Source organism: Streptomyces sp. NPDC051183 (assembly GCF_040682455.1).
In the GTDB taxonomy this organism is placed as follows: domain Bacteria; phylum Actinomycetota; class Actinomycetes; order Streptomycetales; family Streptomycetaceae; genus Streptomyces.
The window spans coordinates 1-12,133 of the sequence record NZ_JBFBBA010000052.1; the positions used below are offsets into that span (position 1 = coordinate 1).

A 12,133-nucleotide genomic window follows, 5' to 3' on the forward strand; every position below is an offset into this window, starting at 1 on the left:
TCAACATGGACATGCCCACCAAGCGGCCCGGACCGCGATCAGTACCACGATCGAGCGATCACGAACCGAGGAAGATCGGACTTAACGCCCACTCAGGCAGAGCCTGACCGTCATCGTCGAGCGGAAGCAGGCCGACGGCTGGGTCGAGGTGGACCGCGATGCCTTCGACAAGGCGCCCGCGAAGGGGGTCACCAAACAGTCCAAGCTGGCTGTCCCCTGCACCCCTGGGGCGTACCGTACGAGGTACCACGCGACCGTGGAGGCGCTGAAGGAACCCGACGGCATGGCGGACAAGGGTGGCGGCTACTCGCCCACGGCCGTCATCAGCAAGGAGCAGTGCACATGAGCATGAGCGAGGGGCGCCCGGCCAAGTCGTACCCGGAGCCCGCCGGAGAACTGTGGCTCGGCCGGTACAGTAACGGCCCGCTGCCTCTGCGACGCCGCATTCTCGGCTGGTACTGGGCGAGCGGCGGTCGTCACCTCCACAATGCCCGGATCACGCTCCGGGACGCCCTAAGGAGTGTCCGCGCGCTCAAGACACACTGACCTGATGATCACGGGCGGGCCCTTGCCCGGTCTACCGCGGGCGCAGCAAAACCACATCAACGGCAGGACCGCGACGCCTAACGGTAGCGACCAGGTCGCGTAGCTTCGCGTTCGTAGGGTGCTCGGCAAGCAATCGGTCGTCATCGACGATCAGGAAGTACGGGGAGCTTGCACGCCACCGGCGCCACGAGAACCACCGCTTTTTCTTTGCCGATTCACGACTTTCGATCTCGCTCACTACACCGTTCAACACCTTCACGCACACACGGATGCTTGCACTGTCCGGCAGTGTCTTCCCGATTGCCGGACGCCCGCCCCAAGCCGCCGCCGCCGAGCTGTCCGTCTGGCCGATCTTCAGCTCCATGAATCCCATCCTCTCAAACCCTGCCAAGGCCATGCACCGCGGCCGGCGGGGTGCTGTTCATCCTTCGGTCTGGTCGTCCTGGTCCTTGGGGTGTTTGCCGGGGGGTGGGGTGGCGGCGATGAAGTCGGCGGAGAGGCGGCTGACGTGGGGGGCGAGTTCTTCGTGGGTGGCGATGGTGTTGCGGACGATGCGGTTGATGGTGTCGGAGCGGGCCATGCGGGCGCCCCGGGCGCGGGCGGCTGTCGTCGTCAGCAGAGCGCCCCGGCTGGGGTAGGTGCCGTATTTGGGGTTGGTGAGGCGGCCGAAGATGGGGTCGGGTTCCAGGGTTCCGGCGCGGGTGAGGCCGGTGTAGGTGTCGAGGATGCGGGCGGCGTCGCGGCTGATGGTGACGGTGACGGTGCCGGTGGTGTCGCCGGTTTTGGGGCGGATCTTCCAGGTGGTGCGGAAGCCTTCGTTGGTGCCGTCTTCGACGTCGAGGGCGAGGATCGCTCCTGGGCGCAGTTTCTCGTGGCCGAAGTAGCCGTTGAGCAGGAGGTAGATGACGGCGCGGTCGCGGAGGGCGTCGGGGCCGCTCAGGCGGTCGGCGGCCTGCATGAGCCAGCGGGGTCCGTCGCCGCGCAGTCCGGTGCGCAGCGGGTCGGTGGGGACGACGGCTCCGGTGAGGGCGGCGCGGGTGATGTCGGGGCTTATGCCGTCGGCGGCGCCGAGCGCCAGGAGGTGCTGGTAGTAGGAGCGGACGGCGGAGACCATGACGCCCCGGGTGGCGAGTGGCCGGGCCGCGTGTTCCTCGCCGATCCAGTCCCCGATCAGGAGGCGGTCCAGGGTGTACGGGTTGTGGCCGGCGCGGTCGCACCAGCGCAGCCAGTCGGTGACGTACCCCTGGTAGTGGCGGCGGGCTTCGGGGGAGAACGCCCCGGACTCCAGGTGGTAGGGCGAGCCGCCGGCTGTCCAGTGGTCGAGGCGTACCCAGGAGTCGTGGGCGTACGGGCAGGGTTCGCTCTCGTCCGGGCCGCAGGTCGTGCTGTGGAGATGGTTCGTCACACCTCAGCACCCTACTCCCTTTAAGTGTGGTAACGGCCCTGGTGACCCACCGTGATACCGGTTGGTGGCTGATCACGGATGTCACGGTGCACGAAGGCGGCGCAGGGCTCGCGCACCCGGGGTGAGTGGGTGGTGGAGGGCCGTTACCACACTTAACCTCTCTGGGGGGGTGCCTCTATGTCTTTCGTCAAGGCACCTCTGTCGGGTTTCGGGTGGTTCGGGCCTGCGGGGGCTATGCGGCGAGCTCGACGTCCGTCGGTGTCCGGGGTTCGTATAGGGTGCCGTCGCGGAGCATGGCGAACAGGACGCTGATGCGTTGGCGGGCGAGGCGGAGGAGTGCCTGGGTGCGGGTCTTTCCGCGGGCGCGTTGCTTGTCGTAGTAGGTGCGGGAGGCCGGGTCGGCGTTCATGCAGGCGAAGGCGGACAGGAACATCGCCCGTTTGAGCTGCCGGTTTCCGCCTCGGGGTGCGTGTTCGCCGTGGATCGAGGTCCCGGACTGCCTCGTGGTGGGGGCGAGGCCGGCGTAGGAGGCGAGGTGGGCGGCGGTGGGGAAGCTGGTGCCGTCGCCGACGGCGACCAGCAGGACGGCGGCGGTCCTGACGCCGACGCCGGGCATCGACGTCAGGACCGGGGAAAGAGGGTGAGCCTCCAGCAGAGCGTTGATCTGGGCTTCCATCGCCCGGCGCTGGGTGTGGACAGCGGCGAGCGAGGGAGGCGGCCAGTGGGGGGAGCCGCTCTGTTCCGCGGAACCAGATCGGGCAGGAGAGCAGGGCTCCGATGACGCCGAGGTAGGCGAAGCCGCCCAGGTTCTCGGTGGTGAGGGTGGCCGGCAGGCCCTCGGCGAGCAGCATGGTCGGGGCCAGGAGGAGGCCGCCGGCCGTCAGTTGCCAGCCGGTGAAGGTCAGCAGCCCGGTCCCTTCGGGGCGGCCCCAGTGCTTGGTGAGTACGAGCCCGCAGGCCAGGCTCAGCGCGCCGGCGAGGCCGGCGGCCACGCCGACCGCGTCGAGGCCCGCCGCCGGCCGGAGCACCAGCAGTGCGATGCCCGCCGCTCCCAGCGCGCAGGCCATCACATGGGCCGGTGTGATCCGGTCCTTGAGGAGGAGCGCGGACAGCACCAGTACCAGCACGGGCTGGACGGATCCCAGCAGGGAGGCAACCCCGCCCGGCAGGTGATAGGCAGCCAGGAACAGCAGGTAGAAAACGGCGCCGATGTTCAGGGTGCCGAGGGCCAGAGCCCGCCACCACCAGACGCTGCTCGGCAGCGAGCGCCCTGTGAGCAGCAGGACCAGACCTGCCGGCAGGGCCCGGAGTACGGCTGCGAGCAGCGGCCGGTCCGGGGGCAGGAACTCGGTGGTGACCACGTACGTCGAGCCCCAGACCGTGGTGGCGAGGGCGGTCAGGGCGCAGTCCGCGACGATGCGGTTGCCGCTCATCGGAGGGTCACGGCCTGGTCGTTCGTGCCGGGGAACCGGCCCGGGATCACGGGGGTGTGGGGGTTCAGGCGCTCCGCGACGCAGAGGGTGGTGCGCATGACCCGCAGCCGGTCGGTATCGTGTCGACGGAGGGCTTTGGCGCATCCCGCAGCGCGCCCGGGCTGGGCCTGGGTAGCCTTGCCCGGATGAGCGAGCAGTCGGTACGCGAGGACACCCCGGCCAGCCTGCCTGCCGACGGTCGAGGGATGGCTGTATCTGGCGACGGTGATCGATCTGTGCACGCGGGAGGTCGTGGGCTGGTCGATGGCCGACCATATGCGCACCAAACTGGTCGCAGACGCCATCCGAATGGCCCATGAGGGCGGGCAAACGGCAGGAAACGCGATCTTTCACTCCGATCGCGGGTCGCAAGGTGGATTCAATCGGTCGTCGCAACACCTTGATCGAGGAGAGGTGCGACGTGGCCACGGCGGACTGGAGTTTGAAGACCAGCGATGTTTCTGAGGGGGTGCGTCGGCAGTGGCGTGCTGATCGGGCGATGCGGCAAAGAAGCTCTCCGCGGCGGCGTTGTCGAAGCACGAACCGGTGCGTCCCATGCTCTGCCGCATGTCCAACTCGCCCAGTAGATCGCGGAATTGATGGGACGTGTATTGGGTGGGTTCAACCAGTCGTTGCAACACCGGCCTGTTTCAGCGAGCGTAGCTGCTCTTCGAAGACCTCGGCTGGCGTCCGCCCAGGCCCGCACCTCGTCGACACGGTCGAAGTCGGCCGCTCCGGAGAGCAGCAGCCGCTCGGGCCCGGTGTCGTCCATGAAACCGTCAAGGGAGACGGCGGCGGACAGCATGACGTAGGGATGGGGCATGGGAGACGCGCCCTCCGGCTCTCGGCGGTTCGAACCGGCTCGCGTCGGCCAGCCCGGCTGGACTCAGTGGTTCAACTTCTAATCAATGCATAGACCGGCAGCAGGCCGGCCCGCTGACTCTCCCCCGCCGAACAGCGCGCCTGGCGCTCGTACGCCTCCGCCTCCTCGCTTCTGGAAGGCACGATCAACCGCCGACTTCAGGCGGAGGCGGGCGTGCCGCACCTTTACTACTCCCTCCTCGCCATGCCCCCCGGGGCGCCCGCCCGCCGGCGGCTGCACATGCCCGAGCTGACCGAGATCCTGAAGATCACCCGCAGTCGGCTGACGTACGCGGAGACACGACCGACGTTCCTGCACTGGCGGGCGTAGACCCACACCTGGGGGCCGAAAGCACCGTTCGATCGCGCGGGTGGGTTTGGCTGCGCCGCAACTGGATGCTGCTGCGCGGGATGACCATGCTGGCCAGGCAGCCGAGCCGGCCTGCCGCAGCCACCGACGCCGTTCCACAAGGAGCCAGCGAAGGTGGCGGCAGGCGGCTTTCCGGATGTGTGCTACGGGTTGATGTGGCCGTAGAGCATCTGGCTGGAGAAGCCCAGCCACATTTCGGGCGTGCGGTCGGGCATGCTCGCGCTGAGGGCGGCGACATAGTCCTCGGCGGTGGCCGCCGACGCGTATGCCTTCTTGGCGGCTTCGAGGTAGGCGATGCTCGCGGGCAGCACGTCCGCCCCCACGGGGGCGCCGTGGCCCACGATGATCGTCTTCAGGCCGTACCGGCCGACCTCTGCCCGCATCTCGTTCACCCCGGCGATCCAGCCGTCGAAGTGGGGGTTGACGGTGAACAGGTGATGGTGAGCGGCGGCGAGCAGGTCGGCGACGAGGGCGAGGCCGTGGTCGGGCAGGGTGATGGTGAGGGTGTGGTCCGACTCCGTCTCCTCAACGTGCTGGAAGAGGAACCGCACTCCGCTGATGACCACCTCACCGGGCACGATGTCGGCGTCCGGGACGACGATCCGGCTGGCGACCTCGTCACCGAAGACCTTCCTGCGGACGTCGAGGACCTGCTGGCCCGTCCGGGCGAGGTATTCGCGGACCGGGGGCAGAGCCGCGACCTGTACGCCGGGGAAGCGTTCGGTCAGGGTCTGGAAGCCGGAATAGTGGTCCGGGTGTCCGTGCGTCAGGATGAAGCGGTCGATGGGCTTGCCGAGGCTCTCGATGAAGTCGCTGACCTCGCGGGCGAACTTCTGGAAGAGCTGGCCGTCCACGACGATGAGTCGGTCCGCCAGCTCGAAGACCGTCGTGTTCACGAGTACGGATTCGTCCGGGGCGGTGTACACGTGGGCCTTCAGCCCGTCCAGGTCGATGGTCTTAACCGTGCCGTTCATGGAATTCTCCTCATGGTGCTCTCTGCTTGGTGCTTGTGGTGGGAGCCGAACAGCTTCAACAGGCTTCCTTTCACGAGATTGACCGGAATTGTTGATTCCGTCCGTCTTTTAAGCGTATGGCTCCGCCGGCCGGAGGAAAGGTAGGGGCGCGTCGAGGACAGGTGAAAGTGGGACATGTCGCGGTGGGAAGGTGGAAGCAGCGGCTGGCCGTCCCTGGCTTCCGGGAGGCTTCGCTCATGGTGGCAGGGGACCGTACGCCCTTCCTTGTTCACGCGTCTGTCCACGCGTCGCCGTCGAACCGGGCCCGCTGGCGGCCGGATCAGGCAGGGGCGGCCCTCTCCGCGCCGGGTGGTCAGAGCTTGCCCTGTTGTTCTCCTCGGCCGTCGACGGAACGGGTTCGGCGACGCCCCGGTGTTCGACGATCAGGCCGTCTTCCAGCCGGAAGGTGTCGAACACGGCCGTGGGGTTGCCCGCCCAGTCGGCTTCGCTGAAGTTGAGGGCGAAGTTTTCCTGGCCGATCAGACGGTGTAGATCGGGGTAGGTCAGGGACTTTCCTTCGGGCGCGAGACCGGCCGCGATCGCACGGCGGAGGAGGCTGCCCGCCGGTGTGGGTGTCAGGTCATCGCGGGATTGGGGCCCTGGGGAGTGCCGACGAAGTACTCGAGCTGGAGCCGGAATTTCTCGATCTCGGCGCGGTCGGACTGCCAGTCGATGAAGTCGTGCTGATCGGTGTTCAGCTGAGAGAGGTCCGCGAACGGCCCGGACGTGGCGACATCACGGCGGGCTGGCCACTGAAAGGCGGTGGCTTGCTCGGCGAGGGACAGACTCCAGCTGACGAACAGTTTCGCGGCAGCAGGGTGTGTGGCGGCCTTGAGAATGGCCGAGGGTTGACCCCAGGTCATGAACCGACTGCGCGCGGGTGCCTGCCATACGAGTCCGGCAAGGGGCGTGCGGGACCAGATGTTGGAGAAGGAAGCCGCCCGCTGCCCGGACATGAGTGCGTTGTTCATCGCTCCGGTGCCTCGGACGATCAGCGGGTCCTGCCTCATCAGGGCTTCCATGTAGCCCAGGCCCATGCCGGACTGGTCGATCATGTACTTCCAGGCCAGCAGGATGGCCTCGTCGTCGGTCGGGTAGGAGAAGACCAGCCTGCCCTTCAGGCTCGGGTCCAGGTAGTCCTTGGGGTCGCGGGGTGCGGAGGCTGCGGGGATGACGTTGGTGTTGACCACATTGGAGAAGGAGAGAACCGTCGTGGCGGTGAAGAAGCCGTCGGGGTCCTTGATGTGCGCGGGCACGGACCGCCAGCCGAGCGGCTTGTACTGGAGGAGCCGGCCTTCGCGCTTCCAACGGGGGAAGCTGTGTACGTTCTGCAGAGAGGTGACGTCGGCTTCGACTTTGCGGGCGGCGAACTGCAGGTCGAGACGGGTTTCGTGGTACTTGCTGTAGTCGGTCAGCTTCGTGACGCGCATGCCGGGGAAACGCGCCTGGAACCTCTCGACGGTGTCGGAGCCCTGCTCCTTGCCGTCTCCGCCGTTGTACCAGACGAGGTTGCCGCCCTCGGCCTTGGCGGCCGCGTACAGCTCGGCCAGCGCCTCCTCCTCCGCGGCGTAGCCCCCTGCTCTTGCCGTCGCTGACGCGGTACTCGTCCAGCCCGCCGTGACGGCTGCACCGGCCGCCGCTGCGGCGGAGGCCCTGAGCACCGATCGACGACTCCATCTGTCGGATGTCGATCCGTTGTTCGCGTTCACTTCGTGTCCTTTGAGTGGTGGTGGCGAGCATCGGGGCGCAGGCTGTCCCGTTGCTCCATGACGTGTGGTGTGCGGGTCAGGGAATGATGACGGTCTTGGGGACCAGGTCCCGGACCGGATCGACGCCGTCGGGGTGGGCGGCCAACACCTGCGGGCCCGGAGATGGGAACGATGGGCACCGCGACACGGGAAACGAAGGGTGGATCTGCACGCTCTCGACGCGCGCCGTGAAGCCTCATCGTTCGCCTGCCTGGTCAGCCGACCTCGACGGCGCAGACTCAAGCCACGCCAGACACACCTTGCCGTGCTCGGAGATGAGGGTGTACTCGCTGCAGGAGCGGACCAACATCTCGCCGCTGCCCGGCTCGGGGAGGGGAAGGGGGACGATTCGGGGCTGCGCTCCGAAGGCGGTGACGGTCACGGCTTTCATGGCGTGCCCACTTCTCAGAAGGAGTTCGGTCAGCCGATCTGGAGGGAGCGTTTGGCCATGCCGGACCAGAAGCCGTCGATGACGGTTCGCTGCGCTGCCATATCCTCGTGCCCTGCTCCCAGGGTCACGAACAGCGGCGCGAAGTGCTCCGTGCGAGGGTGCGCGAACGATCCGGCCGGTGCCTTGTGCTCGAAGTCCAGCAGCGCGTCCAGGTCCTGGTCTTCGAGGGCGCGCCGGCCCCAGTCGTCGAACTCGGCGATCATCGACGGGACCCGGTTGTGCTGGAAGTCCATGGCGCGCAGGTTGTGAGTGAAGAAGCCGCTCCCGACGATCAGGACGCCCTCCTCTCGCAGCGGGGCGAGACGACGGCCGATCTCCATCAGCTTTCGCGGGTCCAGGGTGGGCATGGAGATCTGCAGGACAGGAATGTCGGCGCCCGGGTACATCTCCTTGAGCGGGACGTAGGCGCCGTGGTCGAGACCGCGGTCGGGGACGTCATGGACCGGCGTGCCGGGGTGGCGCAGCAGCTTGCGGACCTTCTCGGCGACCTCGGGAGCTCCGGGGGCCGCATAAGTCACCTGGTAGTACCGCTTCGGGAAGCCCCAAAAGTCGTAGAGCAGCGGCACGGTCTCGGTCGCGCCGATGGCCAGGGGCGCTTCTTCCCAGTGTGCGGAGATCATCAGAATTGCCTTCGGGCGCGGCAGGTCGGCGGACCAAGCGGCGAGTTCGCCGGGCCAAAGGGGGTCGTCGGCCAGCGGTGGCGCGCCGTGCGACAGGTAGAGGGCGGGCATCCGGCCGCCCGCGGCCGGGGTGTTCTCAGCCACTCGGGGTTCCTCCCAGGTCACGGTCAGTTCGTTGCGGCGGCCGAACCGTTCGAGGTGGCTGCCCAGGACGTCCTGGACGGTGGCGAGCGCGGCGGTGTCGGCAGCGGTGGCCCGCATCACCAGGTGACCGTCCTCGGGAGTGAGCAGCGCCTCGGCTTCCTGGAAGGTGAGGCGATGGCCCTCGGGCGTCTCCTCGACCGGGATCTTCCGGCCCAGGTGCGCGGCCAGCTGCTTGGCGTAGCGGTGGGCGGCCTTGGTCGCCACACGGGCGATGGATGCGGGCATGAGCTTCCTCCAGGGGGTTCGGATTTCGTCGGTGGCCCCTGGGTGGGACCGACTCCGGAAGGGGGTCAGCAGACCGCGCCGCCAGATCGGCCGCGGCGGCCAGATTTATCGTGTGCTGGGTGTGCTGCGCCCTGGTGTGCAGGTTGCGCGGGTTGGAGTCGGTGGCGAAGCCCCCATGGGCTGTCGCGGACGCCCATCCGTAGTTCGCGGAACTGGCGGCCCTTGTCGGGGTTGTCGGTTGGAAGGTCCAGTTCGGTGTTGTTCAGGGCGGTAAGCGTCTGCGCCGTGCTGTGGTCGCGGCCCTTCTCGGGTGCCGTCGACCAGGCCATCGAAGGTGACCACCTCGCCGGTGACCGAGTAGCAGTCATGAGACCGCAGCCGGAGCAGCAACGCCAGGCTTCCGGCCGTGGACCGGTCTAGCGGGTGTTTCAGCCGACTGGAGTGCTCACGCGTGTACCGCTCTCGGCCAGGCCGCCAAGGTGGATGGTGTGGCGGGTGTGTTCCACCTTGGCGCGCAGGTAGCGAAGGTTGTCGGCGGTGGCGAAGACACCGGTGGGTACCTGGTCGCGGACCGCGATGCCCCGTCCGCGCAACTGGTCTGCCTTGTCGGGGTTGTTGGTGAGCAGGTCGATTTCCCGGACGCGGAGAGCGGTGAGCATCTGGGCGGCGGCCGTGTAGTCGCGGGCGTCCTCGGGGAGGCCGAGCGCGGTGTTCGCGGCGTACGTGTCCAGGCCCTGGTCCTGGAGCGCGTAGGCGTCGAGCTTGCGGTACAAGCCGATGCCGCGACCCTCCTGGCGCAGGTAGAGCAGGATTCCGCCCTGGTCGGTGATCTTCTCCACGCCTTCCCGCAGCTGCGGACCGCAGTCGCAGCGGGCCGAGCCGAAGACGTCGCCGGTCAGACACTCGGAATGCAGGCGAACCAGAGGCCTCGACGCCCTGTCCGGGTCTCCCAGGACGATGGCCAGGTGCTCTGCGCCGTCGACGAGGCCGTGGAAGGTCACCACCTGCCCCTCGGCACTGTAGCCGTCGCCGAGGTGCAGCGGGACACGCACCCGGCTGCGGACCGTCGCGGCTGGGATCTCTGTCATGAGGGCTCCGCTCGATGAAGAGTGATTCAAATTCGAACTACTGGGCCCATAGCATACAGTTCAATGTTCAACAATGTCGAGATGTCCCCTGCCGCTGGCGGCGGCAGAAGTTCCGCCGCCGGGATTTCGTCGCCGGGCCGGTCCTGCCCCAGTCGACGGTGGCGGCGCGATCAGGTCGCGAGGCGGCCCTTGAGGGCGGCTGCCACGTGGACGACCCGTTCTGCCTGGACGCGGGCGGCCTCGCGAGTGGTGTCGCTGATCGGGTTGTGCCCCTGGGCGTCGACATGGCTGGTGCCGTAGGGATTGCCGTCGGCGAACTTGGCGGGGTCCGTATAGCCGGGGGCGACCAGGATGCCGCCGAAGTGGTGAACGGAGTTGTACAGGGCGAGGAGCGTGGACTCCTGGCCGCCGTGGGCGCTGGAGCTCGTGGTGAAGCCGCTGTAGACCTTGTCGGCGAGCTGTCCGCGCATCCACAGCCCGCCCAGGGTGTCGATGAACTGCTTCAGCTGTGAGGCGATGTTGCCGAACCGGGTGGGGCTTCCGAAGATCACGGCGTCGGCCCAGATCATGTCGTCAGGGGTGGCGGTCGCGATACCCGCGGTCGCGGCGTGGTTCGCGGCCCATGCGGGGTTGGAGTCGATCGCCGCTTGCGGAGCCAACTCGGCGGCCTTGCGCAGACGGACCTCGGCGCCGGCCTTCTCGGCGGCTTCGGCGATCAGCTGCGCTATCTCTGTGTTGACCCCCGTGGAGGAGTAGTAGACGACGGCAAGCCTGACGGGAGCGGCGGTGATCACGGAAGTGTCCTTCTCGTTCAATGGGCTGGCGCTCTCTCCAGGCGGAGAAGGCCGGAGGCGAGTCGCGCTTCGGGTGCCGGAGGGATCGGATCCTCAGGCGGCCCGCCCAATCTAGGAAGCAGGCGGACTACCGGAAAAGGTGCGCACGGGCCGGTTCCTTGTGAAAGTGGGACTGGCCGGGAGGCGCAACCGTCGGAACGGACGAACAGGCGAACAGAGGAACAGACGAACAAACAAACCGACGGACGGATGGCCGGATCGGGGGCCGCCGCCCGATGGCCGCGTACGAATCCGCACGGCGCCCCGGGAGGAGCGATGCCATGGCGAATACCCGGCGGCGGGACAGCGCGTACGACACGATCGAGGTCGAGGGCTTCCCGGCCCCCGGCTCGCTGGAGGCGGATCTTCAGGTCCGGACCGTGAGGGAGTTCGCCGAGGCCGGGCTGGCAGCCCGGATGGCGCGCCCGCACCGCGCGGACTTCCTGGTGGTGATCCTCTTCCACGGCGGTCCGGTCACCCATGTGATCGACTTCACTGAGTACGAGCTCACAGCGGGGGACCTGCTGTGGACCTGGCCCGGCCAGGTTCATCACTTCTCCGATCCCGCACGGTACGACGCGACAGCGGTGGCCGTCCGGAAAGGCTTTCTACCCCGCGCGACCATCGACGCGGCCAGGGTGTACGACTGGGACCGCCCGCCCGTGCTGCGCCCGGACAAGCGGGAGCTGGCCGGCCTTCAGCGGGCTCTGCAGGCGCTGCGGTACGAGTACCTCGACATCCTCACCCTGCCGCAGGACGTGCGGGCCAAGGTACTGCGGCACTCGGTGTCCGTCCTCCTGCTCCGGGCCGCCCAGGTCGCCTCCCGGGTGACCCCCTCCCGGCCGGAGACCGACAGAACCCCCTTCGTCCGCTTCCGCGCAGCGGTGGAACGCGACTACGCGCGGACACGCAGCGTGAGCGAGTATGCCGACCGGCTGGGCTATTCCCGCCGTACGCTGGCCCGATCGGTACGGGCGGCGACCGGGCAGACCCCGAAGTCATTCATCGACAGCCGGGTGGTCCTAGAGGCGAAGCGGCTGCTGGCGCACTCGGACGCGCCGGTCTCCCGGATCGGTGTGGCGCTCGGATTCCCGGACGCGGCGAACTTCGCGAAGTACTTCCAGCAGCGCAGCGGTGCCTCGCCAAGTGCGTTCCGGTCCGCCGAGCGCCGCGACCCGTCCGGGGATTGACGGCGCGAGGGCGCGGAGGGGCCTGTCAGCTCGTGCCCGGAGCATAGGGTCCGCCACCCCGGATGGCGCAGTCGGCGGCGCACAGTCGGGGGATACCGGGCAATCGG

At 68.2% G+C, this 12,133-nt stretch carries 9 protein-coding genes and 6 pseudogenes; 3 read left to right on the top strand and 12 right to left on the bottom strand.

Annotated features, from left to right (window positions below; all coding sequences use genetic code 11):
* Positions 1–577: 577 nt before the first annotated feature.
* From AB0M99_RS32565 to AB0M99_RS32580, 4 genes and pseudogenes are all read right to left on the bottom strand, one after another.
* Positions 578–910, bottom strand: coding sequence for a hypothetical protein (locus AB0M99_RS32565; RefSeq protein ID WP_365926904.1), 333 nt, complete (start codon positions 908–910; stop codon positions 578–580).
* Positions 911–967: 57 nt separating this feature from the next.
* Positions 968–1,951 carry a hypothetical protein gene (locus tag AB0M99_RS32570; protein WP_365926906.1) on the bottom strand — a complete coding sequence of 328 codons (984 nt, stop codon included), beginning with the start codon at positions 1,949–1,951 and terminating at the stop codon, positions 968–970.
* Positions 1,952–2,183: 232 nt separating this feature from the next.
* Positions 2,184–2,660, bottom strand: a pseudogene (locus tag AB0M99_RS32575) (transposase); the annotation flags it as partial.
* 58 nt (positions 2,661–2,718) lie between these two features.
* A pseudogene (locus AB0M99_RS32580) lies at positions 2,719–3,384 on the bottom strand (DMT family transporter); the annotation flags it as partial.
* Between the two features lie 228 nt (positions 3,385–3,612).
* Here AB0M99_RS32580 and AB0M99_RS32585 point away from each other — a divergent pair.
* Positions 3,613–3,792: pseudogene (locus tag AB0M99_RS32585) on the top strand (DDE-type integrase/transposase/recombinase); the annotation flags it as partial.
* 137 nt (positions 3,793–3,929) lie between these two features.
* Here the strand turns inward: AB0M99_RS32585 and AB0M99_RS32590 are convergent.
* Positions 3,930–4,037 (bottom strand): annotated as a pseudogene (locus AB0M99_RS32590) (integrase); the annotation flags it as partial.
* A gap of 71 nt (positions 4,038–4,108) precedes the next feature.
* Positions 4,109–4,246 (bottom strand): annotated as a pseudogene (locus AB0M99_RS32595) (5-amino-6-(5-phosphoribosylamino)uracil reductase); the annotation flags it as partial.
* A gap of 213 nt (positions 4,247–4,459) precedes the next feature.
* Here AB0M99_RS32595 and AB0M99_RS32600 point away from each other — a divergent pair.
* Positions 4,460–4,615: a hypothetical protein gene (locus tag AB0M99_RS32600; RefSeq protein ID WP_365926907.1), complete on the top strand. Its 156-nt coding sequence runs from the start codon at positions 4,460–4,462 to the stop codon at positions 4,613–4,615.
* 182 nt (positions 4,616–4,797) lie between these two features.
* Here AB0M99_RS32600 and AB0M99_RS32605 read toward each other — a convergent pair whose 3' ends face one another.
* From AB0M99_RS32605 to wrbA, 6 genes and pseudogenes are all read right to left on the bottom strand, one after another.
* On the bottom strand, positions 4,798–5,628 hold the full coding sequence (locus AB0M99_RS32605) for an MBL fold metallo-hydrolase (protein WP_365926909.1): 831 nt from the start codon (positions 5,626–5,628) through the stop codon (positions 4,798–4,800).
* 614 nt (positions 5,629–6,242) lie between these two features.
* Entirely contained in the window at positions 6,243–7,328 is a 1,086-nt protein-coding gene (locus AB0M99_RS32610) for an ABC transporter substrate-binding protein (protein ID WP_365926911.1), read from the bottom strand.
* Positions 7,329–7,835: 507 nt separating this feature from the next.
* On the bottom strand, positions 7,836–8,597 hold the full coding sequence (locus AB0M99_RS32615; RefSeq protein WP_365926971.1) for a class III extradiol ring-cleavage dioxygenase: 762 nt from the start codon (positions 8,595–8,597) through the stop codon (positions 7,836–7,838).
* A 54-nt stretch (positions 8,598–8,651) separates the two neighbouring features.
* Positions 8,652–8,915 (bottom strand): annotated as a pseudogene (locus AB0M99_RS32620) (DUF2218 domain-containing protein); the annotation flags it as partial.
* Positions 8,916–9,343: 428 nt separating this feature from the next.
* Positions 9,344–10,003 carry a GTP cyclohydrolase II gene (ribA, locus tag AB0M99_RS32625; protein WP_365926913.1) on the bottom strand — a complete coding sequence of 220 codons (660 nt, stop codon included), beginning with the start codon at positions 10,001–10,003 and terminating at the stop codon, positions 9,344–9,346.
* Between the two features lie 170 nt (positions 10,004–10,173).
* A complete protein-coding gene (gene wrbA, locus AB0M99_RS32630; protein WP_365926915.1) occupies positions 10,174–10,797 on the bottom strand; it encodes an NAD(P)H:quinone oxidoreductase in 624 nt (207 codons plus the stop codon).
* Between the two features lie 320 nt (positions 10,798–11,117).
* Here wrbA and AB0M99_RS32635 point away from each other — a divergent pair, with 320 nt between their 5' ends.
* Positions 11,118–12,026: an AraC family transcriptional regulator gene (locus tag AB0M99_RS32635; protein ID WP_365926917.1), complete on the top strand. Its 909-nt coding sequence runs from the start codon at positions 11,118–11,120 to the stop codon at positions 12,024–12,026.
* Positions 12,027–12,133 lie beyond the last annotated feature (107 nt).